General features: G+C 42.5%; 22 protein-coding genes and 1 riboswitch. Of the genes, 15 read left to right on the top strand and 7 right to left on the bottom strand.

Features of this window, described 5'->3' with window-relative positions; all coding sequences use genetic code 11:
- Nucleotides 1–16: 16 nt before the first annotated feature.
- From glnE to mglC, 5 genes are all read left to right on the top strand, one after another.
- Complete coding sequence (gene glnE, locus AC3Z9T_RS15480) at nucleotides 17–2,866, top strand: bifunctional [glutamate--ammonia ligase]-adenylyl-L-tyrosine phosphorylase/[glutamate--ammonia-ligase] adenylyltransferase (RefSeq protein WP_490126990.1); 2,850 nt, start codon at nucleotides 17–19, stop codon at nucleotides 2,864–2,866.
- Nucleotides 2,867–2,928: 62 nt separating this feature from the next.
- Nucleotides 2,929–4,359, top strand: coding sequence for a bifunctional D-glycero-beta-D-manno-heptose-7-phosphate kinase/D-glycero-beta-D-manno-heptose 1-phosphate adenylyltransferase HldE (gene hldE / locus AC3Z9T_RS15485; RefSeq protein WP_490126991.1), 1,431 nt, complete (start codon nucleotides 2,929–2,931; stop codon nucleotides 4,357–4,359).
- 293 nt (nucleotides 4,360–4,652) lie between these two features.
- Nucleotides 4,653–5,645: a galactose/glucose ABC transporter substrate-binding protein MglB gene (gene mglB / locus AC3Z9T_RS15490; protein ID WP_490126992.1), complete on the top strand. Its 993-nt coding sequence runs from the start codon at nucleotides 4,653–4,655 to the stop codon at nucleotides 5,643–5,645.
- 100 nt (nucleotides 5,646–5,745) lie between these two features.
- The gene (mglA, locus tag AC3Z9T_RS15495) at nucleotides 5,746–7,254 is read left to right on the top strand and encodes a galactose/methyl galactoside ABC transporter ATP-binding protein MglA (protein ID WP_490126993.1); all 1,509 of its coding nucleotides are present in this window, start codon (nucleotides 5,746–5,748) and stop codon (nucleotides 7,252–7,254) included.
- A gap of 11 nt (nucleotides 7,255–7,265) precedes the next feature.
- Entirely contained in the window at nucleotides 7,266–8,276 is a 1,011-nt protein-coding gene (mglC, locus tag AC3Z9T_RS15500) for a galactose/methyl galactoside ABC transporter permease MglC (RefSeq protein WP_490126994.1), read from the top strand.
- A gap of 57 nt (nucleotides 8,277–8,333) precedes the next feature.
- Here mglC and ubiK read toward each other — a convergent pair whose 3' ends face one another.
- A complete protein-coding gene (ubiK, locus tag AC3Z9T_RS15505) occupies nucleotides 8,334–8,615 on the bottom strand; it encodes a ubiquinone biosynthesis accessory factor UbiK (RefSeq protein ID WP_490126995.1) in 282 nt (93 codons plus the stop codon).
- A 360-nt stretch (nucleotides 8,616–8,975) separates the two neighbouring features.
- Nucleotides 8,976–9,124, top strand: a riboswitch (FMN riboswitch).
- 153 nt (nucleotides 9,125–9,277) lie between these two features.
- Between ubiK and ribB the strand changes: the two genes are divergently transcribed.
- Both ribB and ygiD read left to right on the top strand, forming a co-directional pair.
- Nucleotides 9,278–9,931 (top strand): 3,4-dihydroxy-2-butanone-4-phosphate synthase, encoded by a 654-nt coding sequence (ribB, locus tag AC3Z9T_RS15510; RefSeq protein ID WP_490126996.1) that lies wholly within the window; start codon nucleotides 9,278–9,280, stop codon nucleotides 9,929–9,931.
- Nucleotides 9,932–10,094: 163 nt separating this feature from the next.
- Entirely contained in the window at nucleotides 10,095–10,880 is a 786-nt protein-coding gene (gene ygiD, locus AC3Z9T_RS15515; protein WP_490126997.1) for a 4,5-DOPA-extradiol-dioxygenase, read from the top strand.
- An 80-nt stretch (nucleotides 10,881–10,960) separates the two neighbouring features.
- Here ygiD and AC3Z9T_RS15520 read toward each other — a convergent pair whose 3' ends face one another.
- From AC3Z9T_RS15520 to AC3Z9T_RS15540, 5 genes are all read right to left on the bottom strand, one after another.
- Nucleotides 10,961–12,121: a glutathionylspermidine synthase family protein gene (locus AC3Z9T_RS15520; protein WP_490126998.1), complete on the bottom strand. Its 1,161-nt coding sequence runs from the start codon at nucleotides 12,119–12,121 to the stop codon at nucleotides 10,961–10,963.
- A gap of 6 nt (nucleotides 12,122–12,127) precedes the next feature.
- Complete coding sequence (locus tag AC3Z9T_RS15525; RefSeq protein WP_490126999.1) at nucleotides 12,128–12,826, bottom strand: DUF1190 family protein; 699 nt, start codon at nucleotides 12,824–12,826, stop codon at nucleotides 12,128–12,130.
- A gap of 496 nt (nucleotides 12,827–13,322) precedes the next feature.
- Nucleotides 13,323–13,526: a hypothetical protein gene (locus tag AC3Z9T_RS15530; RefSeq protein ID WP_490127000.1), complete on the bottom strand. Its 204-nt coding sequence runs from the start codon at nucleotides 13,524–13,526 to the stop codon at nucleotides 13,323–13,325.
- 259 nt (nucleotides 13,527–13,785) lie between these two features.
- Nucleotides 13,786–15,165 carry an outer membrane channel protein TolC gene (tolC, locus tag AC3Z9T_RS15535; protein ID WP_490127001.1) on the bottom strand — a complete coding sequence of 460 codons (1,380 nt, stop codon included), beginning with the start codon at nucleotides 15,163–15,165 and terminating at the stop codon, nucleotides 13,786–13,788.
- 108 nt (nucleotides 15,166–15,273) lie between these two features.
- Nucleotides 15,274–15,408: a hypothetical protein gene (locus AC3Z9T_RS15540; protein WP_490127002.1), complete on the bottom strand. Its 135-nt coding sequence runs from the start codon at nucleotides 15,406–15,408 to the stop codon at nucleotides 15,274–15,276.
- Between the two features lie 87 nt (nucleotides 15,409–15,495).
- Here AC3Z9T_RS15540 and nudF point away from each other — a divergent pair, with 87 nt between their 5' ends.
- From nudF to ftsP, 7 genes are all read left to right on the top strand, one after another.
- Nucleotides 15,496–16,134, top strand: a complete 639-nt coding sequence (gene nudF / locus AC3Z9T_RS15545; RefSeq protein ID WP_490127003.1) for an ADP-ribose diphosphatase — start codon at nucleotides 15,496–15,498, stop codon at nucleotides 16,132–16,134.
- A 105-nt stretch (nucleotides 16,135–16,239) separates the two neighbouring features.
- Complete coding sequence (gene cpdA, locus AC3Z9T_RS15550) at nucleotides 16,240–17,079, top strand: 3',5'-cyclic-AMP phosphodiesterase (protein ID WP_490127004.1); 840 nt, start codon at nucleotides 16,240–16,242, stop codon at nucleotides 17,077–17,079.
- The gene (yqiA, locus tag AC3Z9T_RS15555; protein ID WP_490127005.1) at nucleotides 17,079–17,654 is read left to right on the top strand and encodes an esterase YqiA; all 576 of its coding nucleotides are present in this window, start codon (nucleotides 17,079–17,081) and stop codon (nucleotides 17,652–17,654) included. Before cpdA ends, yqiA begins: the two co-directional genes overlap by 1 nt.
- A 108-nt stretch (nucleotides 17,655–17,762) precedes the next feature.
- Nucleotides 17,763–19,658, top strand: coding sequence for a DNA topoisomerase IV subunit B (gene parE, locus AC3Z9T_RS15560; RefSeq protein ID WP_490127006.1), 1,896 nt, complete (start codon nucleotides 17,763–17,765; stop codon nucleotides 19,656–19,658).
- Nucleotides 19,659–19,697: 39 nt separating this feature from the next.
- Nucleotides 19,698–21,956 carry a DNA topoisomerase IV subunit A gene (gene parC, locus AC3Z9T_RS15565; protein WP_490127007.1) on the top strand — a complete coding sequence of 753 codons (2,259 nt, stop codon included), beginning with the start codon at nucleotides 19,698–19,700 and terminating at the stop codon, nucleotides 21,954–21,956.
- Nucleotides 21,957–22,022: 66 nt separating this feature from the next.
- Complete coding sequence (locus tag AC3Z9T_RS15570; RefSeq protein WP_490127008.1) at nucleotides 22,023–22,757, top strand: 1-acylglycerol-3-phosphate O-acyltransferase; 735 nt, start codon at nucleotides 22,023–22,025, stop codon at nucleotides 22,755–22,757.
- Nucleotides 22,758–23,219: 462 nt separating this feature from the next.
- The gene (gene ftsP, locus AC3Z9T_RS15575; RefSeq protein ID WP_490127009.1) at nucleotides 23,220–24,632 is read left to right on the top strand and encodes a cell division protein FtsP; all 1,413 of its coding nucleotides are present in this window, start codon (nucleotides 23,220–23,222) and stop codon (nucleotides 24,630–24,632) included.
- A 76-nt stretch (nucleotides 24,633–24,708) separates the two neighbouring features.
- On the opposite strand, the gene AC3Z9T_RS15580 is transcribed toward ftsP, so the two are convergent.
- Complete coding sequence (locus tag AC3Z9T_RS15580) at nucleotides 24,709–25,323, bottom strand: LysE family translocator (protein ID WP_490127010.1); 615 nt, start codon at nucleotides 25,321–25,323, stop codon at nucleotides 24,709–24,711.
- A gap of 264 nt (nucleotides 25,324–25,587) precedes the next feature.
- On the opposite strand from AC3Z9T_RS15580, the gene folA reads away from it, so the two are divergent.
- The gene (gene folA / locus AC3Z9T_RS15585; protein ID WP_490127011.1) at nucleotides 25,588–26,091 is read left to right on the top strand and encodes a type 3 dihydrofolate reductase; all 504 of its coding nucleotides are present in this window, start codon (nucleotides 25,588–25,590) and stop codon (nucleotides 26,089–26,091) included.
- Nucleotides 26,092–26,207: the final 116 nt, after the last annotated feature.

Here is a 26,207-nt window from a genome sequence, read left to right on the forward strand (position 1 = left end):
TCACTGAGGTGTTTATATGCATCCTTTCTCGGAACTGCTCGAAAGCCAGAAACAACGTGTTATCGCTCGATTTTCCGATCAGGCGAGCGAACTATTACCTTTGCTTGATACCGAAGTCGCTGTACTCAGTTTTAGTGATTTTGTCCTTAAACAGGTTTTAGCTCACCCCCACTTTTTGCAGCAGATCCGTGAACGACAGCCACAACCGAATGAATATCAACATTATACTCAGTGGCTAGCTAAGGAGCTGGCGCTGGTTATCGATGAAGATCATTTGATGCGTGTATTACGCGTTTTTCGCCATCAAATGTTAGTCAGAGCGGCTTGGATGCAAGTCTTAAAGATCAGTAATGAACAAGAAACACTTCTGCAATTAAGCTCTCTTGCGGAGACATTAATTGTTGCTGCTAGAGATTGGTTGTATCAACAATATAGCCAATCATGGGGAACGCCTTGTGATAGTGAAGGACGTCCTCAACCCTTATTAGTGCTTGGTATGGGTAAACTCGGTGGTAGAGAACTTAACTTCTCTTCTGATATCGATCTGATTTTTGCCTATCCAGAAAATGGGTTGACTCAAGGAGGGCGCAAACAGCTTGATAATGCACAATTCTTTACCCGTTTAGGGCAAAAACTGATCCGTGTATTAGATCAACTCACCGTTGATGGTTTCGTTTACCGTGTTGATATGCGGTTACGCCCCTTTGGCGATAGTGGTCCTTTGGTGTTTAGTTTTTCTGCATTAGAGGACTATTACCAAGAGCAAGGTCGAGATTGGGAGCGTTATGCGATGGTTAAGGCGCGCATTATGGGGCCAGATAGCCTGCATTATGCGGAAACATTGCGGCAGCTATTACGTCCTTTTGTCTATCGCCGCTATATCGATTTCAGCGTTATTCAATCATTACGTAATATGAAAAATATGATTGAACGTGAGGTCAGGCGTCGTGGTTTAGTGAATAACATTAAACTCGGGGCTGGTGGTATTCGTGAAATTGAATTTATTACGCAAGTTTTCCAGCTGATCCGCGGGGGAAGAGAGCCTGCATTGCAGTCACAATCTTTATTGTTGGCCATGCAAGGGATCATCGACCTAGGGTTATTACCTGAACAGCAAGTTGGACAATTACAGAGTACTTACCTGTTTTTGCGCCGTGTCGAAAACCTACTGCAAAGCATTGATGACCAGCAAACTCAGACGCTTCCTGATGATCGATTAGATCAGGCGCGTTTAGCATGGGGGATGGGTTTCACCCATTGGGATCAGTTTTACCCTGTTTTAAAGCAAAAGATGGCGATAGTTCATCAAATTTTTACCGAGCAAATTGGCCAAGATGATGAAGAGGAAACCAAAGATAGCTTTGATGAAATCTATATTACGTTGTGGCAAGGTGAGTTAGCAAAAGAAGAGCTTGCGTGTTATCTCCCATCTCACGATGAAGAGATTGCCCAAAAAATGATCCACGGTGTGTTGATGTTCCGCCATGATCTGAATAAGCGTACTATTGGCCCGCGTGGACGAGATGTTCTTGATGATTTAATGCCAAAACTGCTGGCAAAAGTGGGTGAACGATCTGACGCAGGGCAAGTCATTGAACGCTTGACGCCGCTACTATTAAGCATTGTCAGCCGGACAACTTATTTAGAATTGATGCTTGAGTTTGATGAGGTATTGACGCACGTTATTCGTTTGTGTGCGGCCTCACCAATGATCGCTGAGCAGCTTGCTCGTCATCCATTGCTGCTGGATGAGTTATTGGATCCTAAATCACTCTATCAACCTTTACCTCTAACGGCTTATCGTGATGAACTACGCCAATATTTAATGCGTGTTCCGGATGATGATGAAGAGCAACAACTCGAAGCTCTCAGACAGTTTAAACAGGCCCAGTTGCTCCGTATTGCAGCAGAAGATATTACAGGCGTATTACCTGTTATGAAGGTCAGCGATCACCTGACTTACCTTGCCGAAGCTATTATTGATGCCGTTGTTCATCAAGCATGGCAAAAAATGGTTAAACGTTATGGCGAGCCAGCACACCTTGCTCAATCAGATGAAAAACAATACGGTTTTGCAGTGTTGGGCTATGGCAAACTCGGTGGTTGGGAACTCGGTTACAGTTCTGATTTGGATTTGGTATTTCTGTTTGATTGCCCGATTGGTGTAGTGACTAATGGTGACCGTTCGATCGATGCACGGCAATTCTATTTACGTGTTGCTCAACGTATTATTCACTTGTTTAGCACTCGCACCGCTTCAGGTGTTTTATATGAAGTTGATGCACGTTTAAGACCATCCGGCGAGTCAGGGATGTTGGTTAGTACCATCGAAGCTTTTGATGATTATCAAAAGAACGATGCTTGGACATGGGAACATCAAGCTTTGATCCGTGCGCGTATGGTGTTTGGTGATACAAAATTACAGCAAGAATTTAAACGTATACGCCATGAAACTTTATGTACGCCACAAGATGTGGAAACACTGCGTCAGCAAGTGCGCGACATGCGCTTAAAAATGCATCAGCACTTGGGTAGCCATCAAGCAACACAGTTTGATTTGAAAGCTGATCCTGGTGGTATTACCGATATTGAGTTTATCGCTCAATATCTCGTTTTACGCTATGCACCTGATAATCCGTCATTAACCCGTTGGTCAGATAACGTACGAATTTTTGAATTGATGGCACAACATGATTTGATGTCTGAAGAGGAAGCGAATGCATTGACTCATGCTTATGTTTCTATGCGTGATGAATTACATCACCTCGCCTTACAATCATTGCCTAGTCGGGTCGATATCAGCCAGTTCGCCACTGAGCGCGAACAAGTGCTTGCAAGTTGGGCAAAGTGGCTAGGTATTGCGTAGCATTTTTATGATAATATCGCGTTAATTATTGACAGTTTCTTTTTGAATATTGGAGTTTTGGGATGAAAGTAACACTCCCTGATTATAAGCAAGCTGGCGTACTGGTTGTGGGTGATGTCATGCTCGATCGTTATTGGCACGGCCCTGCAAGCCGCATTTCACCTGAAGCCCCTGTTCCTGTGGTCAAAGTCAACATGGTCGAAGAACGTCCCGGCGGTGCTGCAAACGTTGCAATGAATATTGCTTCGTTAGGGGCTAATTCACGTCTTGTTGGTTTAACAGGGATCGATGATGCCGCTAAAGCGCTCACTGAAAGCTTAAATGCAGTTAAAGTACGTTGTGACTTTGTGGCTATCCCAACACATCCGACGATCACAAAATTACGAGTCCTATCGCGCAACCAACAACTGATCCGCCTCGATTTTGAAGAAGGCTTTGAAAATGTTGATGTGCAACCGATGCTAGAACGCATTGAGCAAGCGTTACCACATATTGGCGCATTGGTACTTTCCGACTATGCCAAAGGGGCACTCTCGCAAGTACAAAACATGATTGCACTGGCAAATAAAGCTGGCGTTCCTGTTCTGATCGACCCAAAAGGTAATGATTTTGAACGCTATCGTGGTGCGACATTATTGACGCCAAATATGTCTGAGTTTGAGGCGATCGTTGGTCGCTGTCATGATAACCAAGACGTTGAAGAAAAAGGGATGAAATTATTAGAGTCTCTTGATTTGACTGCGTTGTTGATCACACGTTCAGAGCAAGGGATGAGTCTGATCCGTCGTAATGCGCCACCGCTACATTTACCAACAGAAGCCCAAGAAGTTTATGATGTCACAGGGGCGGGTGATACGGTGATTGGTGTTTTAGCTGCATCGATCGCATCGGGTCGTCCATTACATGAAGCGTGTGCGCTAGCCAATGCAGCTGCTGGTGTCGTGGTCGGCAAGTTGGGGACTTCTACCGTTTCGCCAATTGAATTAGAAAATGCGATCCGCGGACGTGCAGATAATGGTTTTGGTGTGATGGATGAAGCTCAGCTCAAACAAGCCGTCGCGAATGCAAGGCTGCGTGGTGAGCGTGTGGTAATGACCAATGGTTGCTTTGATATCCTGCATGCAGGGCATGTTTCTTATCTTGCGAATGCACGTAAGTTAGGCGATCGATTAATTGTGGCTGTAAATAGCGATGCTTCAACGCGTCGGTTGAAAGGCGAAACGCGACCAGTTAACCCGTTAGAACAACGCATGATCGTGCTAGGTGCATTAGAATCGGTTGATTGGGTTGTACCCTTTGAGGAAGATACTCCTCAACGTTTGATCAGCGAAGTGCTACCTGATGTGTTAGTGAAAGGTGGTGATTATCGCCCAGAAGAGATCGCGGGTAGTGAAGAGGTTTGGGCTGCTGGTGGTGAGGTCAAAGTGCTTAACTTTGAAGATGGTATTTCAACGACAAATATCATTAAAAATATCATTAAAACCAAAGAATAAATCATTTCAAACGTCACTTAAAAACCAGTGGATCACAAGTTCACTGGTTTTTTGTCCATTCAATATTTTATTTAGTACGCATTGTTAATTAATTGTGATTTTATTCACAATTAATTAACAAATGGCCCCTTATACTCTAAACGTTTTCTGGTGCTCAGCTGATCATACGATTCATTGAAGCTCTGCACTTGTGCTGTCTTTAATAAAAATCCATAGGTCATCATTTTGTTATCAGTACAAGAGCTCTTTTTAATGTGCTGATCGCAAAGCTTAAAACAAGCCGGAGGCAGTCAATGGTTAAAAAGGGGTTCATGTTAGCAGCAGTCACCGTAGCAATGATGTTCAGCGCGGTTTCTCAAGCAGATAGCCGTATTGGCGTGACGATTTATAAATATGACGATAATTTTATGTCAACAGTGCGAAAAGCGATCGAGAAAGATGCTAAAGCATCACCTGACGTTACCCTACTGATGAATGACTCACAGAACGACCAATCCAAACAGAACGACCAAGTTGACGTTCTATTAGCTAAAGGTGTAAAAGCCCTAGCAATCAACCTTGTTGATCCTGCGGCGGCACAAACTATCATTGATAAAGCACGAGCTAATGATGTCCCTGTTGTTTTCTTCAATAAAGAACCTACTCGTAAAGCACTCGATAGCTATGACAAAGCCTATTATGTTGGTGCAGACTCTAAAGAATCCGGTGTGATCCAAGGCGAGTTGATTGCAAAACATTGGCAAGCAAATCCTAATTGGGATTTGAATAAAGATGGGCAAATACAATATGTGTTACTGAAAGGGGAGCCTGGCCACCCAGATGCTGAAGCACGTACTACGTATGTAACGAAAACACTGAATGAAAAAGGGATCAAAACCGAAAAATTACAGCTAGATACTGCCATGTGGGATGCTGCTCAAGCAAAAGATAAAATGGATGCTTGGCTGTCAGGCCCTAACGCCAATAAAATTGAAGTAGTGATCGCCAATAATGATGCGATGGCGATGGGAGCAGTAGAAGCACTCAAAGCTCACAACAAATCCAGTATTCCTGTTTTTGGCGTCGATGCCTTGCCTGAAGCACTCGCACTTGTGAAGTCCGGGGCGATGGCAGGTACGGTATTGAATGATGGTGAAAATCAAGCTAAAGCCACTCTAGCACTAGCCAAAAACCTTGCCGAAGGTAAACCTGCCGCTGAAGGAACACAGTATAAAATTGTCGATAAAGTCGTACGTATCCCTTATGTCGGCATCGATAAAGATAACCTCTCTCAATTTAGCAAGTAACTATTGAAATAACCTGTGAGGCTCTCACTGCGATTGCGTCATCGACGCGGTTGCTAGTGAGGGTGTATTCATTCAATGGGAAGATAAGTCAGGTATCTTTATGGATGATAATTCAAGTGAATTTCTGCTGGAAATGACTGATATCTGTAAGTCATTTCCAGGCGTAAAAGCATTAGATAACGTCAACTTACGTGTTCGACCACATTCAATTCATGCGTTAATGGGAGAGAATGGCGCTGGTAAATCCACGTTATTAAAATGTCTATTTGGTATCTATAAAAAAGACAGTGGCAGGATTATTTTTCAAGGGCAATCTATTGATTTTAAAAGCTCAAAAGAAGCGCTTGAGCATGGTGTGTCAATGGTGCATCAAGAGCTAAATCTTGTTTTACAATGTACTGTGATGGATAACATGTGGTTGGGGCGCTATCCAACGAAAGGATTGTTTGTTGACCAACACAAAATGTTCAGAGATACGCAGGCAATCTTTAATGAACTTGATATCGATATCGATCCCCGTGAAAAAGTGGGTAACTTATCGGTATCACAGATGCAAATGATTGAAATAGCAAAAGCATTTTCCTATGACGCTAAAATTGTCATTATGGATGAACCGACCTCATCATTGACCGAAAAAGAAGTTAATCATCTTTTTAGTATCATTCGTAAACTTAAGCAGCGTGGCTGCGGCATTGTGTATATTTCACATAAGATGGAAGAGATCTTTCAGCTATGTGATGAAATTACCGTGTTACGTGATGGCCAGTGGATCGCCACGCAGCCACTGCAAGAACTGAATATGAGTCAAATCATCGCAATGATGGTTGGGCGCTCCCTGAGCCAACGTTTTCCCGATCGTCAAAACACCCCAGGTGAAGTGATTTTAGAAGTTAAAAACCTAACCTCACAGCGCCAGCCTTCTATTCGTAATGTTTCATTTGACGTTCATAAAGGTGAGATCTTAGGGATCGCTGGGCTGGTGGGCGCTAAACGAACAGATATAGTAGAAACGCTATTTGGTGTGCGTGAAAAATCAGCTGGAACCATCAAATTACATGGCAAAGTGATCCATAACCGTACCGCAAATGAAGCGATCCACAACGGCTTTGCACTGGTCACTGAAGAACGACGTTCGACAGGCATTTATGCTTACCTCGACGTGGGTTTTAACTCATTGATTTCCAATATTCGTCACTACAAAAACAAACTTGGCCTATTAGACAAGCGCAAAATGAAAAGCGATGTCCAGTGGGTCATTGATGCTATGCGAGTAAAAACACCGGGCCATAAAACACAGGTAGGGTCGCTGTCAGGGGGTAATCAACAGAAAGTGATTATAGGTCGCTGGTTGCTGACTCAACCAGAAATATTAATGCTTGATGAACCGACGAGAGGGATCGATGTTGGCGCTAAATTTGAAATCTATCAGTTGATCACTGAAATGGCGAAGAAAGGAAAGGGGATCATTATTGTTTCATCTGAAATGCCAGAACTTTTGGGAATTACCGACAGAATACTTGTGATGAGCAATGGACAAGTTGCGGATATCGTTGACACAAAGCAAACATCTCAGAATGAAATTCTGCGGCTTGCATCTGTGCACCTTTAAGGGGCTGAACTATGAGTGTGCTAAATAAAAAAAACTTATTTACCTATTTCAAAGAGGGCGGAATTTATGTCGTCCTATTAGTGCTACTTGCGGTTATTATTATTCAAGATCCGACTTTTCTCAGTTTGATGAACATGAGCAATATCCTCACTCAATCATCGGTGCGTATTATCATCGCATTAGGGGTTGCCGGGTTGATTGTTACCCAAGGGACTGATTTATCAGCGGGTCGGCAGGTTGGCTTAGCAGCTGTGATTTCCGCGACATTACTGCAATCTATGGATAATGTAAATAAAGTGTTCCCGCAAATGGAAACATGGTCAATACCTGCGGTGATCTTACTGGTTTGTGCGATTGGTGCGGTGATCGGTTTGGTCAACGGTTTAGTGATTGCTTATCTCAATGTTACGCCGTTTATTACTACGTTGGGAACGATGATCATCGTTTATGGGATCAACTCGCTCTATTATGACTCTGTTGGGGCTTCCCCTGTTGCTGGGTTTGATCCTGCGTTCTCCCATTTTGCACAAGGTTTTTTCCGATTTGGTGATTTTAAACTGTCATACATCACTTTCTATGCATTAATTGCCGTGATTTTTGTGTGGATCTTGTGGAACAAAACGCGTTTTGGAAAAAACATTTTTGCCATTGGTGGTAATCCAGAAGCGGCAAAAGTTTCAGGTGTTAACGTGCCTCTTAATCTGATCATGGTTTATGCGCTCTCGGGAGTTTTTTATGCTTTTGGTGGTTTATTAGAAGCAGGCCGTATCGGTAGTGCGACCAATAACTTGGGTTTTATGTATGAACTGGATGCCATCGCAGCTTGTGTTGTAGGGGGCGTTTCTTTCTCTGGAGGGGTCGGAACCGTTATTGGTGTCGTAACTGGTGTCATTATTTTTACGGTAATTAACTACGGTTTAACTTATATCGGCATCAACCCTTATTGGCAATATATCATTAAAGGCAGCATCATCATTTTTGCTGTTGCCCTCGATTCATTGAAATACGCAAAGAAAAAATAAAGTTTGCGATATATGCGGCCTGTAATGTTCTAATTGCAGGCCGTAATGGAGCAAAGATTACTGACCTTGTTGTTTCTCTTCGACAACATGGTTGTCATTAAAGCGTTCTTCTAACGCTTTCACTCGTTGTTCCATTTGGACTAATTTTTCGCGAGTGCGCAGCAACACTTGAGTTTGGATATCAAACTCTTCACGGCTCACTAAATCAAGTTTGCCAAGTTGTGATTGCAGTAATGAACGTAATTTTTTATCGAAGTCTTCACCTAAATCACGAACGCCTTTTGGTAAAGCGCCTTGAATTTGGCGAGCGACTTGTTCAATTTTTTTCGGATCGAGCATTCGCGGGTCCTTAACGTGTTAAAGAGATATTGAGGCTAGTGTAATACTTGAAGGGGGCTAACTCAACAAGACTCGTTATACTTAAAGTTGTATCGCCTTTCGTTAAGGTATGGTGACTATGCTCACTCGCACTAGTCACCTACTTATGTGGGCTCGTAGCGACTCATTCACTTGTCGCCTAACTTCACCTCGAATTATTTAGAGTATAGATTGCTTAATTGATTAAGAATATTGATAGCAATTAGCCAGATTTAAGCTAACTATACGTTTTTTATTGACTTTTTTGACCAAAAATGTGAGTTGAACATCAATTTTTGCTTTGGTCGTTGCGCGTTAAAATTATTAGCGCTATATTGAATGCGTTTATCTCAGGGCGGGGTGAAAGTCCCCACCGGCGGTAACATGCCATGCATGAAGCCCGCGAGCGCTTTGCTTGTTATGAGTAAAGGTCAGCAGATCCAGTGTGACTCTGGAGCCGACGGTTATAGTCCGGATGGGAGAGAATTAACTGTATCAGCATTTTGTGCTTTATAGCACAGTATTGCTTTGCATATCTGAGTCAGCAAAAGGCGCATTCGCGGTTTTTGTTTATTCGGTTCTCGTACTCCTAAGACTGCCCTGATTCTGGTAACTAATAAATTATTACTTAAGAGGTTTTTACCATGAATCAGACGCTACTTTCCGAATTCGGTAATCCAATCGAACGCGTTGAACGCGCCCTTGAAGCATTACGTCAAGGCCAAGGTGTGCTCGTACTCGATGATGAAGACCGTGAAAACGAAGGCGACCTTGTTTTTGCAGCAGAAACAATGACACCAGAGCAAATGGCAATGACCATCCGCTATAGCAGTGGAATTGTTTGTTTGTGCATCACTGAAGAACGTCGTAAGCAACTTGAATTACCGATGATGGTTGATAAAAATACCAGCCAAAATCAAACGGCTTTTACCGTGACAATTGAAGCGGCTAAAGGTGTAACGACAGGGGTTTCTGCGGCAGATCGTATAACCACCATCCGCGCAGCGATTGCTGATAATGCAGCTCCAGCCGATATTCATCACCCAGGGCATGTATTTCCTCTGCGTGGTCGTGAAGGTGGTGTATTAGTGCGTCGTGGTCACACAGAAGCCAGTATTGATTTAGCAACACTTGCCGGTTTTAAACCTGCTGGTGTGCTGTGTGAATTAACCAACGATGATGGAACTATGGCTCGTACGCCAGAAGTGGTGGAATTTGCAAGACAGCATGGCATGACTGTGCTAACAATTGAAGATCTGGTTGCTTACCGCCTACAAACGGAAAAAAAAGCCAGCTAAATTGGAGTTAAACGTTTAGCATTCGAATATGAAGCCACAAAGCTGCACACCTTTGTGGCTTTTTCAATTTATTTGATGAACATGCTCAGAGTTACACTACTGTGATTTAACGTGAAATTGCGTATGCTGAAGGTAGAATTCGTAAGATGGAGCATGAAACATCATGTCAGCGAACAAAATGCCCGCGCTGTTTATTGGTCATGGTAGCCCAATGAACGCAGTGTCCGATAATCGTTATACCAAAGCATGGGAAGCGCTTGGACAATCACTACCAAAACCGCAAGCGATATTAATGGTATCAGCACACTGGTATACTCGGGGAACGGCTATCACCGCAATGGCTCAGCCAAAAACCATTCATGATTTTGGCGGCTTCCCTGATGCATTATATCAGGTGCAATATCCTGCACCGGGCTCACCTGAGCTTGCTCAGCAAGTGGCTGAGTTATTATCACCATTAGATGTTTATTTAGATAATAGTGAATGGGGCCTCGACCATGGAACATGGGAAATACTGGTTCGTATGTACCCTCAAGCAGATATTCCAGTGGTTCAACTAAGTATTGATGGCACAAAACCCGCAGCTTGGCACTTAGAAATAGGGCGCAAGTTGGCTTCTTTAAGGGAGCAAGGCGTAATGATTATGGGCAGTGGTAATGTTGTTCATAATTTGCGAGAAATGAACTGGCAAAATTCGGAAGTAGAAGCTTATCCATGGGCTCGTTCATTTGAGCAGTTCGTGATAGAGCATCTGAGAAGTGACCAATTGCCACATCCGTTGACTCAGGCACTCGAAAGGGAAGATGGAAAGCGTTCAAATCCATCACCTGAACATTTTTTACCTTTACTTTATGTTATGGGGAGTTGGGATGGTAGTGAAGTGATCTCGACACCAACAGAAGGTATTGTGTCTGGTTCGTTGAGTATGCTATCAGTGCAAGTAGGCTAGAGTTTGTTTATCTTTGCTGATGATTTTTACAACGATAAAAGATTAAAAAACGGCATGCAAGTACATGCCGTTTCTACTATTTAATCCATAATCACGTGCGGGTAGAAACGTGAGAGATCTTGAGTAATTAACTCTTTGTCTTCGCGAATACAGATCCCAGCGGGTTGGTCGTTAACTAACCAACTTCCTACCAAGGTGTAATTACCTTCGAATTGAGGTAATGGATGGAATTGTTGGATGATCATCCCTTCTTCGCCATATGGGCCGTCAGCGGATGCGATCTCTTGACCATTTTCAATTACACGAATGTTAGCACCTTCGCGAGAGAACAGTGGTTTGATTACATAGCTGTCTAGCTCTGGTTTTGAGCCATCAGCAAAGTAAGCTGGCAGCAAGTTAGGGTGATCAGGGAACATTTCCCATAGCATTGGTAGTAATGCCTTATTGGAAATAATGCTTTTCCATGCAGGTTCTAACCAACGAACGCCCGCATCTTCCAGCTTGGTCGAGAAGATTTCTCTGAGCATGAATTCCCATGGATACAGTTTAAACAGGTTACTGATAATCTGATCTTGTGGATCGGTGAACTCACCTCTTTCACCTAAACCAATTTCATCCATATACAGAAATTCAGTCGCAACACCTGCTTCGTTAGCACAGTCCTGCAAATACTGAACCGTACCGCGATCTTCATCGGTATCACGGCAGCATGCCATGTGCAGTAAACGGAAGCCGTGTTGATCTTTAAGCTGCGTAAAACGTTCGATCAGCTGCTCTTGGATGCTGTTAAATTGATCGGCATTTTCAGGTAATTTGCCTGCTTCTACCTGATCTTCCAGCCAGATCCATTGGAAAAAAGCGGATTCATAAAGGGATGTTGGTGTATCCGCATTATTTTCCAGTAACTTAGGTGGGTTAACACCGTCGTAAGCCAGATCAAGACGTGAGTAGAGTGATGGTTGGCCCGTTTTCCATGAGTGACGTACAAAGCCCCAACAGTGCTTAGGGATCTGAAAACGAGCAAGTAGCTCATCACTTTCAACCACGCGCTCAACGACTTTTAGGCACATTTGATGCAACTCTGCAGTTGCATCTTCAATTTCTTCAACTTGTGCCATTGAGAACTGATAATAAGCGTCTTCAGACCAGTATGGCTCGCCGTACATAGTGTGAAAACCAAAGCCAAACTCTGCTGCTTTTTCGCGCCAATCAGGGCGCTCAATAATAGGAACTCGTTTCATTACTTATCAACCACCCATTGAGCGGGAAGATGAAGAAGATTTAGATGAAGAAGACGATTTTTGTGCCATAGCTTGTTTATTCACCGTGTCACCGAAACCACCGCGAGTCACTGTTGATGTGGTTGCTGGCTTAGGTGCCATAGCTGTTTTAGGTACGCTGATTGAGCGACCACCTGCAACTGCTGGGCCATAGCTTTTCCCTGCGGCGTCAACGAATTTGCCGTTTGCTGGGCTAGCTGGGTTTTTAGAACTAAATAGTGGTTGTGATGCACCACCCATCATACGACCCATCATATAGCCCATCATGAGAGGCATCCACATGCTACCTGAGCTGCTTTGTGCTTGTGCGGTTTGCTCGCCATTGCCTGTGTTAGTTCCTGCAAAACTTGCTTGTGCAGGTGCTTGAGTACACATAGACTCACCAAACTCAGCAATACAATCTGCCTGAGTGGCATACTTAGGGGCTGTTTTGGCAGCTTCTTGCAATGCGTTATTGTAAGCCAAAGTACATTGTTCAGCTTGAGATGGATTAGCTTGGCTGCAATCTTGTGCATTGGTATAGAGAGAAACGGTTTCATCACTTTCTTCACAAGCAGAAAGCATAAATACGGCACTAACAGCGATAGCAACAGGTGCTAAGCGGTATGAACGCCAAGACTTACGAAATGCGTCTTGATTGATATCTTTGGTACGCTTCATGGTCATGGTAATTACCCTGAATTAAGAGTGAGATAAGATGTTAGTTGTTGACCCTAGGATAGGGCAATTACGCTGAAAATTAAAGCAAAAACACGGATGAAAAACGAATAAATAATAAATTTTGTGAATTGTCTACAAAAAGAGATTATGAATAGATAGTTTATTTGAAAATAAATGATTATTTCTTTTTTATTTCAGATGGTTATTGTATGGTTGTTTTTTCTGCGTTAATTCGAGATCTATAATCAGAATTAGCTGATTTTGCTCAGATAAATATTAGTAAGGCGAAGCTTATTAGGTTTATAGGGCAGAACAGTTATTTATAGGAGTCTTTTCTGTTTAACAATGGATAAGAAGGGGTTTTATGATATCAAAACAGCGGGTTATTTAATTTACTACGTAATATATACTCTAAATAATTTGAGGTGCAGGTAGTCAACCCCCCTGCACTTTGAAGTATAACGAGCATATTAATAACTATCTATTACATAGCAATAATACATTATGGTCTTGGTGGTGTTTCCATTCTATGTTTTTTAGGCGCTTTCTTTTTTTTCGGTGGCGGTGTTGGTTTTTTATTTTTATGAACTTTAGCTGGGTGAGCTGATGGTTTAACTTGTTGATGATGTGCTGGTGGTGCAGCTTGCGCAGCCAGTGCAGGTAAAACAAGTGCAGCGCATAATGCAAATAGAATAACTTTTTTCATGACAGTTCCATTTATAGTTCAATTGCAGGAGACAGCTTTATATCACTGCCGAACTAGCAATAAAAATGGCTTTGCATTCACTGACGCAAACCTCATAATTTATTCTCAATCTTTGCATAACTATTTAATATTAAAGCGATTGATATATTTTATTTATTAATTTGGATATTGAATGGCATTCAGTTAAGAAAATTTTACTGAGGAAGGAGATTACATAGGAAAGAAGGGAGCTTATGAATAAGCCCCCTTAAAACGACAATTACTTAATTTTTGGTGCTTCGATATTACGGATAATGCTACTAGAGGCAGTAGAGACTTCTTTGCCTAGGCTAGCATTCAAACGAGCAATATCGTCTTCGTTTAGTGTTCCACGTGCAAACTCAATATTAAGCTGATTAATCATATAATCATAACGTGCATTAGACAGGTTTTGCTTCGCCTGATACAACGCCGTTGTTGCTGTTAACACGTCAACAATTGTACGAGTTCCCACTTGGTAACCTGCTTCCATCGCATCTAATGAGCTTTGTGCAGAAACAACCACTTGTTTATAAGCGTTGATACTGCTGATAGACGATGAAACGTTATTATAAGAAGAACGGACTAGTTGGATCACGTTACGGTATACGCTTTCAAGTTGCTCACTTGCGCCTTGGAAGCCATACTGCGCTTGTTCAACTTGTGAACTGACTGCACCGCCACTGTACAGCGGCAGGCTTAATGTTAAGCCTATACTGTTTTGACCATTGTAGCTGTTACGATCAGTTGTTGCTGGAAGGCGGCTACCATGGTTATGAGTGTTCGTGACGCTAGTGGATGCATCTAAGCTAACCGTTGGCATGTGGCCGGTTTCAGCTAGGCGAATGTTTTCACGTGAAACATCTTGTGCCAGACGGGCACTAAGCAAGCTAAGGTTGCGATCTTCAGCTTCTTTTAAAATCGCTTCAACTTGATCTGGGTTAACCGTTTTAAAACGATCGATATTCAAGGACGCCAGTTGATTATAGTAAACACCACTGACTTGGCGTAGTTTCTCAACCGCATTTTCTAAATCATTACGACCCGCAACTTCTTGTGCCAAAACGCTATCATAGTTTGCACGGGCGTTTTGTACGTCAGTGATTGCAACTAAGCCAACGTTAAAACGTTGAGTGGTTTGGTCTAATTGGCGATAAACGGCTTCTTTGTTTGCTTCAATATAAGACAGCGCATCAATTGCTTTCAGGACGTTGAAGTAAGCAGTGGCAGTATCCAAAATCAGTTGTTGTTGGCTAGTCTGATAAGTGACATCAGAGATACCGGCTGTTTTTTCTTGGACATTCAATTGACGCCATTTTGACATATCAAAGACAGTCTGGGTCAATTTCAGTGAGGCGTTTAAGCCATTACTTTCGGTATCACGTGCATCACGGTAACCACTACCATAAGTGACACCAGCTCCTAAACCTAATTGTGGTAACAATGGGCTACGGGCTTCGTTAATTTTTTCAAAAGCTTGGTTACGCTCTGCCAGTGTTTTTCTTAGATCAGGGTTACTCTCTTTCGATTTCTGGTAAACCTGAAGGAGATCTTCTGCGTAGCTATTTGTACTGAGACCCACAAAACTCATCGCAATAAAAAGGGGAAGCAGTTTCTTCATTTGGATTCCTTGATTAAACAGCAAATAGGTTGAGTCTGTTGCGAATTATTTAGAGCATAGCCTATCTGAGATTAAGACAGATAAATAAGGCGATAACAGTAACCTATGTCAAAATAAATCATCAGCACTAAAAACAGACTCTGTTGTTGCCCATTGATTTAAATAATGACGCGTATTGTAACAGAGTATCGCTTGTGTTAACGGTAGCGTTTTGTGCCATTTTGTCTCGATTTGTTTAAACATTAACTCATCTCTGGGCAAAAAGCCTTAAAAACTGTCTTATTTCATAATTTTTCCTTAATATGAAAATCATCAGTTTAGGAGATTGTGATGACAAATAACGCAGATCAACCAATTAAATACAATAAAAATGATGTTGAAATTATATCTAAGCGTAAATTATTTAACGGTTTTTTTCAAATGGTGGAGTACCGTTTTCGCCATCGATTATTTGAAGGTGGTTGGAGCCAAGAAATTACCCGTGAAGTTTTTGAGCGTGGACACGCAGGGGTGATTTTACCCTATGACCCAAAGACTGATCAGGTGGTGTTGATCGAGCAAATTAGATTACCGGCGATAGAAACCAGTGAAACACCATGGCTACTTGAAGCCATCGCTGGCATGATCGAACCAAACGAAACTGTTGAAAATGTGATCCACCGTGAGGCTGATGAAGAGGCTGGACTGAAAATTGGTCGTACAGAATACGCATTAAGTTATTTATCTAGCCCAGGTGGTACATCAGAGCGTATGTATGTCTATGTTGGTGAAGTTGATAGCACTCAAGCTTCAGGGATCCACGGATTGAAATCAGAAAATGAGGATATTCGTGTTCACGTGGTAAGCCGTGTACAGGCTTATCAGTGGGTGGAGCAGGGGGTCATCGACAATGCTGCAACGGTGATTGTGCTGCAATGGTTACAGCTAAATTATAAAAAGCTGCAACAAAAATGGGTGAAACTGTCTTAAATAATCATTAATCTAATGAATTGTGTGCTATTTAGCAGATATTGACCAAATACTAACGGTAGAATAGCCGCGCTATTCTTTCTTTAATGGGAACAAGGAAAACTTTTGGACAGCCAGCTCGAAGTGACTGCTCGGAACGCGAAGGTAGTCAGGATTTTACAAATTACTGATACGCATCTCTTTGCTGATACAGCGAATACCCTATTGGGGGTTAATACGCACCAAAGCTATCACGCTGTCCTTGATGCGATTTTACAACAAAATCTACCTGTCGACTTGATCGTTGCGACTGGGGATTTGGTTCAAGACCAATCACCGCAAGCCTATCAACACTTTGCTCAGGGTATTGAATTAATACCCGCCCCTTGCGTTTGGTTGCCGGGTAACCATGATTACCAACCCGCGATGGTTAGCTCCTTAAAACTTGCAGGGATTTCTTGCGCTAAAGAAATTCTTATTGGTCATGAATGGCAAATTTTGATGTTGGATAGCCAACTACAAGATGTACCACACGGTGAGCTGTCAGAGCAGCAACTCGAGTGGATGAAAAAATGTTTGGATAGGCAGCCTCAGCGAACGACATTGATCATGCTGCATCATCACCCTTTACCTTCTGGTTGCACATGGCTTGATCAACATAGTTTGCGCAACTCGCATATATTGGCTGAATATTTGAAAGACTACTCGCAAGTCAAAGCCATGCTATGTGGTCATATCCATCAAGAAATGGATGAAATCTGGAATGGCATTCGTTTATTAGCGACGCCATCCACTTGTGTTCAGTTTAAACCACACTGTACAAATTTTGAACTTGATACCGTTGCGCCAGGCTGGCGTTATCTTGAATTGACGGTGGATGAAACAGGTAACCGGCAGGTCAACACGCAAGTCTATCGCTTGAATACTCAAAAATTTAGCCCTGATCTTGATTCGGATGGTTATTAATGGCAATGCTGTTGTATATCCACGGCTTTAATAGCTCGCCTTTGTCTGCAAAAGCCAATGGACTAAAACAGTGGGTGAATGAGCACTATCCACATATTGATATGGTGGTGCCACAGTTACCTTGTTACCCACAACAAGCCACAGCGATGCTAGAAGATATTATTGTACAGCATCAAAGTGAACCTATAGGGTTAGTCGGCTCATCACTGGGTGGCTATTTTTCTATTTGGTTTTCACAACGTTTTAACTTGCCAGCAGTGGTCGTCAATCCTGCTGTGCGCCCGTTTGATTTATTGCAAGATTACTTGGGCGAAAACACCAATCCCTATACAGATGAAAAGTATTTCCTCGAACCGAAACATATGCATGAGCTGAAAGCATTGCATCTACCACAAGTGACATCTCCTGATTTAATCTGGCTGCTACAGCAAGAGGGCGATGAGGTTCTTGACTATCGTCAGGCTGTTTCTTATCTGGCAAAATGCAAGCAAACTGTTGAGCCATTCGGCAATCATGCATTTGTTGGTTTTGACGCTTACTTCCCTCAGATTATTCATTTTCTGAGATTGGCATAAGAAATGAAATAATGCCAAAACCCATGTACACTGTTATTATCAACAGTAAATCACGGATTGAACGGTTCAATTTGTTCAATTAATCACCTATTACCGCAGAATGACAACATGACTCAATCTAGTTATAACGCAGAGGCCATTGAAGTCCTCAGTGGTTTGGAACCTGTTCGCCGCCGTCCTGGTATGTATACAGACACCAGCCGGCCGAACCATTTAGCACAAGAAGTTATTGATAACAGCGTCGATGAAGCACTCGCAGGTCATGCAGGGCATATTGAGGTTATTTTATACCCAGATCACTCCCTCGAGGTGATAGATGATGGGCGAGGGATGCCTGTCGATATTCACCCTGAAATGAAAGTGTCTGCTGTAGAGCTGATATTAGGGCAATTGCACGCGGGTGGTAAGTTTTCCAATAAAAACTATCAATTCTCTGGTGGTTTACACGGTGTAGGTATTTCCGTTGTCAATGCTTTATCTAAACGTATTGAAGTTACTGTGCGCCGTGATGGGCAAATTTATCAGATTGCTTTTGAAAATGGAGACAAAGTCGAAGATCTTCATGTAATTGGCACTTGTGGTAAACGCAATACAGGCACCAGTGTGCATTTTTGGCCAGATGAAAGCTATTTTGATAACCCTCGTTTTTCTGTCTCTCGGCTTGCCCATAACTTAAAAGCTAAAGCTGTTTTATGCCCTGGCGTGAAAATCACGTTTAAGGATCAGCTCAATAATACTGAGCAAAGCTGGTGCTACACGGATGGGCTAACGGATTATTTGATGGAAGCGGTTAACGGCTTAGAGCTGTTACCAGAGCAACCTTTTACTGGCGAGTTTTCTGGGGAAACGGAGGCCGCCGAGTGGGCGCTGTTATGGTTACCTGAAGGTGGCGAGTTACTCACTGAAAGCTATGTTAACTTGATCCCAACTGCACAGGGAGGTACTCATGTTAATGGCTTGCGCCAAGGGCTACTCGATGCGATGCGTGAGTTCTGTGAATTCCGCAATATTTTACCTCGTGGAGTAAAATTATCCGCTGATGATATCTGGGAGCGCTGTGCTTACGTATTGTCAGTTAAAATGCAAGATCCACAATTTGCTGGTCAAACCAAAGAGCGGTTATCTTCTCGCCAGTGTGCTGCTTTTGTTTCAGGTGTGATCAAAGATGCTTTCAGTCTATGGCTAAACCAAAACGTCCAAGTTGCTGAACAGCTTGCTGAGATGGCGATTGCTAGCGCCCAACGTCGCATGCGTGCAGCGAAAAAAGTAGTACGTAAAAAACTCACCAGTGGCCCTGCTTTACCGGGTAAATTAGCTGATTGCAGTTCGCAAGATCTGAGTATGACAGAGTTATTTTTGGTGGAAGGGGATTCTGCGGGGGGCTCTGCAAAGCAGGCTCGTGACCGTGAATACCAAGCCATCATGCCATTACGTGGTAAAATCCTTAATACTTGGGAAGTCTCTTCCGATGAAGTATTGGCTTCACAAGAGGTGCATGATATTTCTGTGGCGATTGGTATGGATCCTGATAGTGAAGATCTTAGCCAGCTACGTTATGGGAAAATTTGTATTCTTGCGGATGCTGACTCCGATGGGCTGCATATCGCTACGTTATTATGTGCATTATTTGTGCGCCATTTCCCCGCATTAGTAAAAGCGGGGCATGTTTATATGGCGATGCCACCGCTCTATCGTATTGATTTAGGAAAAGAGACCTTCTATGCATTAGATGAAGGGGAAAAGAATGCGGTACTCGACAGACTTAGTCGTAAAAGAGGCAAACCAAATGTGCAGCGTTTTAAAGGATTGGGTGAAATGAACCCAATTCAGTTGCGTGAAACCACATTGGATCCGAATACTCGCCGTCTTGTGCAGTTGATTATTGACGATGAAAACTACAAAGAAACGTTAGCGGTTATGGATATGCTTTTGGCGAAGAAACGCTCAGAAGATCGCCGTAATTGGCTGCAAGAAAAAGGCGATATGGCTGAAATTGAAGTTTAGCCCTCATCACGCGATCAAAAATAGTAAGGAATGTATTGAATGAGTGAAATTACTCATGACGGCGTAGAGCGTTTACCCCTCCACGCGTTTACTGAGAGCGCCTATCTTAACTATTCGATGTACGTCATCATGGATAGGGCGCTGCCATTTATTGGTGATGGGCTAAAGCCTGTCCAGCGTCGTATTGTTTACGCCATGTCAGAACTGGGGTTAAGCAACTCGGCAAAGTATAAAAAATCTGCGAGAACTGTTGGTGATGTACTGGGTAAATATCATCCACATGGTGATAGTGCCTGTTATGAAGCCATGGTATTGATGGCTCAACCGTTTTCTTATCGTTATCCGCTGGTTGACGGTCAAGGAAACTGGGGGGCACCTGATGATCCTAAATCTTTTGCAGCGATGCGTTATACCGAATCGCGCTTATCAAAGTATGCTGAAGTCTTGCTCAGTGAGCTCGCCCATGGCACGGTAGATTGGATCCCCAACTTTGACGGCACATTAAATGAGCCGAAAATGTTACCTGCACGCCTACCGAATATCTTGTTAAACGGAACTACAGGTATCGCGGTTGGGATGGCAACGGATATCCCGCCACACAATGCGCGTGAAGTCTCTCAGGCACTGGTTGCATTGTTGGAGAAACCGACCTTATCACTTGATGACATCATGGCCTATGTACCCGGGCCTGATTATCCAACGGAAGCGGAAATTATCTCTTCAAAGGATGACATCCGTAAAATTTATCAAAATGGCCGTGGTTCAGTGCGCATGCGTGCCATTTGGGAAAAAGAAGATGGCAATGCGGTGATCACCGCACTTCCTCATCAAGTATCTGGTGCAAAAGTGTTAGAGCAAATTGCCAGTCAGATGCGAGCGAAAAAACTGCCAATGGTTGATGACTTGCGCGATGAATCCGACCACGAAAACCCAACTCGTTTAGTGATTGTACCGCGTAGTAATCGTGTTGACCTTGAACAAGTCATGACTCACTTGTTTGCAACGACAGATCTTGAAAGAAGCTATCGTGTTAACCTCAACATGATAGGCCTTGATAACCGTCCTGCTGTGAAGGGGTTGGTTGAAATACTCAATGAGTGGATCGTCTATCGTCGCCAAACAGTGCGTAATCGCCTTAATCACCGCTTAGAAAAAGTCTTAAGACGTTTGCATATTTTAGATGGTTTATTAATTGCTTATCTGAATATTGACGAGGTGATTGAAATCATTCGTGCTGAAGATGAGCCTAAGCCTGTGCTGATGGCGCGTTTTAATATCACTGATACGCAAGCAGAAGCCATCCTAGAGCTGAAATTACGTCACTTAGCAAAACTCGAAGAAATGAAAATTCGTGGTGAGCAAGATGAATTAGCGAAAGAGCGTGATGAGCTGCAAGGCATTTTAGGTTCTGAGCGTAAACTAAATAACCTAATCAAAAAAGAAATTCAGGCTGATGCGAAGGCTTATGGCGATGACCGTCGTTCACCATTACATGAACGTGAAGAAGCTAAAGCATTGAGTGAGCACGAGATCCTCCCTTCAGAGCCAGTTACTGTGGTGTTGTCTGAAATGGGGTGGGTGCGTAGTGCTAAAGGCCACGATATTGAACCATCGAATCTGAATTATAAAGCAGGTGATAGCTTTAGAGGTGCGGCTCGTGGTAAGACCAACCAGCCTGCGGTGTTCCTTGATACAACAGGGCGGAGCTATTCCGTTGACCCATTAGAGCTACCTTCGGCACGTAGCCAAGGGGAGCCATTAACAGGTCGCCTGTCATTGCCACCGGGAGCGACGGTTGAGCATGTGTTGATGGCGCAAGATGAACAGAAATACTTGATGGCATCAGATGCAGGTTATGGTTTTATCTGCACCTTTAATGATTTGGTCACGAAGAATAAGACAGGTAAGGCACTGATTAATTTGCCTGATAATGCCAAAATCCTTGCGCCAATTGAGATCAATAATGAGCAGGAAGACATGCTGTTAGCCATTACTAAGGCTGGCCGCATGCTGATGTTCCCTGTTTCTGATTTGCCTCAATTGTCGAAAGGGAAAGGTAACAAAATTATCAATATTACAGGTGCGCAAGCGGCTAGCGGCGAAGACTTACTAGTTTGGTTGTTAGTACTACCAGTTCAAGCCTCGATTACGTTATATTTTGGAAAACGGAAGCTTAAATTTAAGGCTGAAGAGTTGCAAAAATATCGTGCAGAGCGTGGGCGTCGAGGAACATCATTACCACGTGGCTTGCATAATATTGAACGCATTGAAGTTGAACCTGCGGATGCAGAAAAATAATTAATTTATTATAGGGCAGTAAAACAGCCCTATTTTTAGATAAGAAGAGACGGAACAGAGGTCACTATGTTAGCGCTTATTCGTACCATTATTGTGATTATCTATACGATATTGGTGTGTGTTGGTGGAGCGATTTATTGTTTATTTAGCCCACGCAATCCAAAACACGTGATGACATTTGGTCATATGTTTGGCCGTTTATCGGTCGTATTTGGTATTAAAATTGTTAATCGTGTTCCTGAGAAAGCCAAGAAATATGGCCCAAGTATCTATATTGGTAATCACCAAAATAATTATGACATGGTTACGATGTCAAATGGTGTTGTGCCAAGAACGGTGACAGTCGGTAAAAAAAGCTTAGTGTTGATCCCTTTTTTCGGCTTTCTGTACTGGATCACAGGCAATATTTTGATCGACAGAGCGAATCGCTCTAAAGCCCATAACACCATCTCACAAGTCGCCGATCAAATTAAAAAACATCAAATTTCAGTATGGATGTTTCCTGAAGGCACTCGTAGTCGTGGGCGTGGGCTATTGCCTTTTAAAACAGGCGCATTTCACGCTGCAATCGCAGCCGGTGTGCCTATCGTACCTGTTTGTGTTTCAAGTACTCAAGGGCGCATTAAACTGAATCGTTGGAATAATGGTCATGTGATTATTGAGATGTTAGAGCCAATAGACACTAAAAATTATTCACGTGATCAAGTGAGAGAGCTAGCACAACATTGCCATGATTTAATGGAAGCAAAGATCAAAGAACTTGATGAGGAAGTGGCTAAAATGGATAAGCAAAAGAATTAATTTTTTGCTTCCATTATCTATACTCTAAATAATTCGAGTTGCAGGTAGGCGACAAGTAAAGATAGTCGGGGAACATAGATAAACACTGTGACTCGGCGAGCGTAGCGTAGTTACTTATATCTAAACGAAAGCCCTGCGACTTGAAGTATGACGAGTATATCCCCCATTTTTAGTGAAGGCTAATGAATGGGGGAGATCCTTCGATTTACCTGTCTAATACTGTTCAATATTGTCATTTTTGACTATTAAATTTTGTTTATCGGCATAGATATTTTTAGGGTTTACTCTAATTTCGCGATACTATTATGTCTAAATTTATTATTCGTACTCTACACTCAAAATAATTTGAAGGGCAGCGACTCTATCTAAAATGCTGTCACTTGATGTGTGATGAGTAATAGGCTTCTATTAGGCAACTCTAATAATAACAAACGCTGCTGTTTTTAATGTAGTGGAGAATTTATGTCATTCAGTCGGCGCCAATTCCTGCTTATTGCTGGTTTGGCTTTATGTTTGGTCAATACACCAAACACTGCTTTAGCAAGTGGTAATGGTAAAACACCACTTCCTGTTCCACCATTATTAGAATCCCGATCTGGCCAGCCGTTATTTTTGACCTTACAGAAAATACATTGGTCTTTTGATGGAAAATATTCAGCGGATGTTTGGGGGGTTAATGGTTTTTACCCTGGCCCGACAGTGAAAGTAAAAAATGGTGATGATATCAAACTGATCTATAGCAATAGATTACCTGATCCCGTTTCCATGACTATCAGTGGCTTACAAGTACCGGGGACGCAGGTAGGAGGAGCGGCAAGGCTCATCTCTTCAGGCGCTGATTGGTCACCGGTGATCCCTATTCGTCAACCTGCAGCAACGCTTTGGTATCATGCTAATACTGAAGGAAAAATGGGATCGCAAATCTACAATGGTTTATTGGGTATGTGGATTATTGAAGATGACTCAACCAAAAACCTAAGATTACCAAAACATTATGGTGTTGATGATTTCCCTATCATTATTCAAGATAAACGTTTAGACAATTTTGGGGTTCCTGAATATCAAGCTAATGAAGAGGGCTTTTTAGGGGATACTTTAATTGTGAATGGCGTTCAAGACCCGTATATTGAAGTTTCTCGTGGTTGGATCCGTCTGCGTTTATTGAACGCTTCTAACGCTCGACGCTATGTGATGAAAATTAGCGATGGGCGGCCATTTGCGATGATAGCTTCTGATCAAGGGTTATTAACCGCACCGGTGAGTGTTCCTGAGCTATCATTGGCTCCTGGAGAGCGTCGTGAAGTGTTGATTGATATGGCGAAAACCGAAGAACTTACCATTACAGCCGGTGAGTCAGCCTCTTTTATGGATAGAATGAAAAGTCTATTCGAGCCATCATCAAATTTGATATCGACAAATGTATTGACGATCAGAGCGACAGGGTTAATGTCGTTAGTGACTGATGATCTGCCTACTCAGCTTGTTGAAGATAAAACACAAATTACGTCTTCTATTCGCAATCGTGATATTCATTTGAATGAGCCGTATGGTATCAATAATGCGACAAAAGATACACGTCGTATTGATCTATCCAGCCAGCAAGGAGCTTGGGAACGTTGGGCGGTAACAAGTAATGTACCGCAATCCTTCCATATTGAAGGCGTGCGTTTCAAGGTAATTAATCGTAACGGCCAGCAAACACCGCCTGAGGATTTTGGTTGGAAAGATACGGTTTGGGTTGATGGTAAAACTGAGCTACTCGTGCAAATGATGCAGCCATCCTATGATCATTTCCCTTTCCTCTTTTATAGCCAAAACTTAGAGAAAGCAGATTTAGGGTCGGTGGGGCAGTTAGTGGTTGCGCCAGAAAACTAATTTGATTGTTTTTTGAAAAAAAATAGGTAGGCCTATGAGCCTACCTATTTTTATTCATTTGATTAATAATATTTGCTTAACTTAATGCGACACGAATGCCAAAAGCGACTAAGACAACGCCAAGTACTTTATCGACATATTTTTGGACTTTTGCTAAGCCTCTTCTGACGGGAGCACTTTGGATCAGGCAAACCAGTAATGGCCAGTAGATAGCAGCGAGGCCCCAAATAATAAAGGCGATCCACAGTTTCTCACCAAATGTTGAATCAACACTCAATACCTGTGTAAACACAGCCAGAAAGAATAATGTTGCTTTTGGGTTGAGCACGTTGCATAAGAAACCTTGCATAAAGGCTTTTTTAAACGTCACCACTTCGTGTTGGGTGTTGTTTAAGTCAATTTGTTGTCCTTTATTGGGCATTAAGCTTTTGATTCCAATCCAAATCAAATAAGCTGCGCCTGCATATTTAAGAATATTGAATAACCAAGGCGTTGTGGTGATCAGCACCGCCAACCCCGCGACACAGTAAGTCATATGCAGTGCAACAGCGCTAATTACTCCCATCGCCGTCATAAGAGCAGCAGAGCGTTGGTAGCGAGCAGCATTTTTGATAATGAGGAAAAAATCAGGTCCTGGCGATAGCATGCCTAGTGTGGCAATGGTCGCAATGAGTATTGAGGTTTCGTACATTATTATCCTTACTCGTTATACTGTAAATCGTCGCGGTTATGGGGCAACATTTTTATGCGTATAGGGTCTTTTGTCTAGTGGGATCTTGAATTAACTAAAGTATATAAAATTAGTTGTTTTTAAATGTTGCATTTAGTCGGCTCGATCACTGTTTGAGTAACAAATTAATAATCACTTTTTAAGGAAGGTTAAATTTAGTCGACGAAGCTTTTCTCTTTACGTATAGTGAGCACAAAATTGTATATTAGCCTCTAAGGTGACTAGATGAATATTAGTTTAATCGCAGCGATGGCGATTGATCAGGTTATCGGTATGGAAAAATCGATGCCTTGGCATTTACCAGGTGATTTAGCATGGTTTAAACGTAATACGTTAAATAAACCAGTCATTATGGGGCGAGTGACCTATGAGTCAATTGGTCGTCCTCTACCACAGCGTGTGAATATTGTTTTAAGTAGTAAGCCAGGTACAGACGATAGTGTTATCTGGGTTTCATCTGTAGAAGAAGCCTTGGCAGCCGCAAAACAAGCACAGGATGGTTCTGATGATTCCGAAGTGATTGTGATCGGCGGTGGTAAGGTTTACCAACAGTTTTTGCCTCTGGCAAGTAAACTATACTTAACACATGTTGATGCTGAAGTGATTGGTGATACACATTTCCCAATCTACGAACCTGATGAGTGGGATTCCGTGTTTACTGAATACCATGAAGCAGATGAAAATAATTCTCATGGTTATTGTTTCGAAATATTAACCAAAAGAATTTAATCGTAATAAAAATTAAGAACGGAGCAAGTTGCTCCGTTTTTTATTATCAGGATAGAATGTTGCCACTTTAAAGCGTAATTAAAAAATAAACTTAATGGGTTTTATTATTTTTATTA

It is taken from the genome of Providencia sp. 6390, assembly GCF_058148425.1.

What these genes read in the sequence shown, in the direction of transcription:
- ubiK (WP_490126995.1), bottom strand. Translation starts at nt 8,615, where the DNA reads ATGCTCGATCCGAAAAAAATTGAACAAGTCGCTCGCCAAATTCAAGGC.
- AC3Z9T_RS15530 (WP_490127000.1), bottom strand. Translation starts at nt 13,526, where the DNA reads ATGAAAAAAGTTATTCTATTTGCATTATGCGCTGCACTTGTTTTACCT.
- ygiD (WP_490126997.1), top strand. Translation starts at nt 10,095, where the DNA reads ATGTCAGCGAACAAAATGCCCGCGCTGTTTATTGGTCATGGTAGCCCA.
- glnE (WP_490126990.1), top strand. Translation starts at nt 17, where the DNA reads ATGCATCCTTTCTCGGAACTGCTCGAAAGCCAGAAACAACGTGTTATC.
- ftsP (WP_490127009.1), top strand. Translation starts at nt 23,220, where the DNA reads ATGTCATTCAGTCGGCGCCAATTCCTGCTTATTGCTGGTTTGGCTTTA.
- parC (WP_490127007.1), top strand. Translation starts at nt 19,698, where the DNA reads ATGAGTGAAATTACTCATGACGGCGTAGAGCGTTTACCCCTCCACGCG.
- nudF (WP_490127003.1), top strand. Translation starts at nt 15,496, where the DNA reads ATGACAAATAACGCAGATCAACCAATTAAATACAATAAAAATGATGTT.
- AC3Z9T_RS15570 (WP_490127008.1), top strand. Translation starts at nt 22,023, where the DNA reads ATGTTAGCGCTTATTCGTACCATTATTGTGATTATCTATACGATATTG.
- ribB (WP_490126996.1), top strand. Translation starts at nt 9,278, where the DNA reads ATGAATCAGACGCTACTTTCCGAATTCGGTAATCCAATCGAACGCGTT.
- AC3Z9T_RS15580 (WP_490127010.1), bottom strand. Translation starts at nt 25,323, where the DNA reads ATGTACGAAACCTCAATACTCATTGCGACCATTGCCACACTAGGCATG.
- AC3Z9T_RS15525 (WP_490126999.1), bottom strand. Translation starts at nt 12,826, where the DNA reads ATGACCATGAAGCGTACCAAAGATATCAATCAAGACGCATTTCGTAAG.
- yqiA (WP_490127005.1), top strand. Translation starts at nt 17,079, where the DNA reads ATGGCAATGCTGTTGTATATCCACGGCTTTAATAGCTCGCCTTTGTCT.
- folA (WP_490127011.1), top strand. Translation starts at nt 25,588, where the DNA reads ATGAATATTAGTTTAATCGCAGCGATGGCGATTGATCAGGTTATCGGT.
- mglC (WP_490126994.1), top strand. Translation starts at nt 7,266, where the DNA reads ATGAGTGTGCTAAATAAAAAAAACTTATTTACCTATTTCAAAGAGGGC.
- AC3Z9T_RS15540 (WP_490127002.1), bottom strand. Translation starts at nt 15,408, where the DNA reads ATGTTTAAACAAATCGAGACAAAATGGCACAAAACGCTACCGTTAACA.
- tolC (WP_490127001.1), bottom strand. Translation starts at nt 15,165, where the DNA reads ATGAAGAAACTGCTTCCCCTTTTTATTGCGATGAGTTTTGTGGGTCTC.
- mglB (WP_490126992.1), top strand. Translation starts at nt 4,653, where the DNA reads ATGGTTAAAAAGGGGTTCATGTTAGCAGCAGTCACCGTAGCAATGATG.
- mglA (WP_490126993.1), top strand. Translation starts at nt 5,746, where the DNA reads ATGGATGATAATTCAAGTGAATTTCTGCTGGAAATGACTGATATCTGT.
- hldE (WP_490126991.1), top strand. Translation starts at nt 2,929, where the DNA reads ATGAAAGTAACACTCCCTGATTATAAGCAAGCTGGCGTACTGGTTGTG.
- AC3Z9T_RS15520 (WP_490126998.1), bottom strand. Translation starts at nt 12,121, where the DNA reads ATGAAACGAGTTCCTATTATTGAGCGCCCTGATTGGCGCGAAAAAGCA.
- parE (WP_490127006.1), top strand. Translation starts at nt 17,763, where the DNA reads ATGACTCAATCTAGTTATAACGCAGAGGCCATTGAAGTCCTCAGTGGT.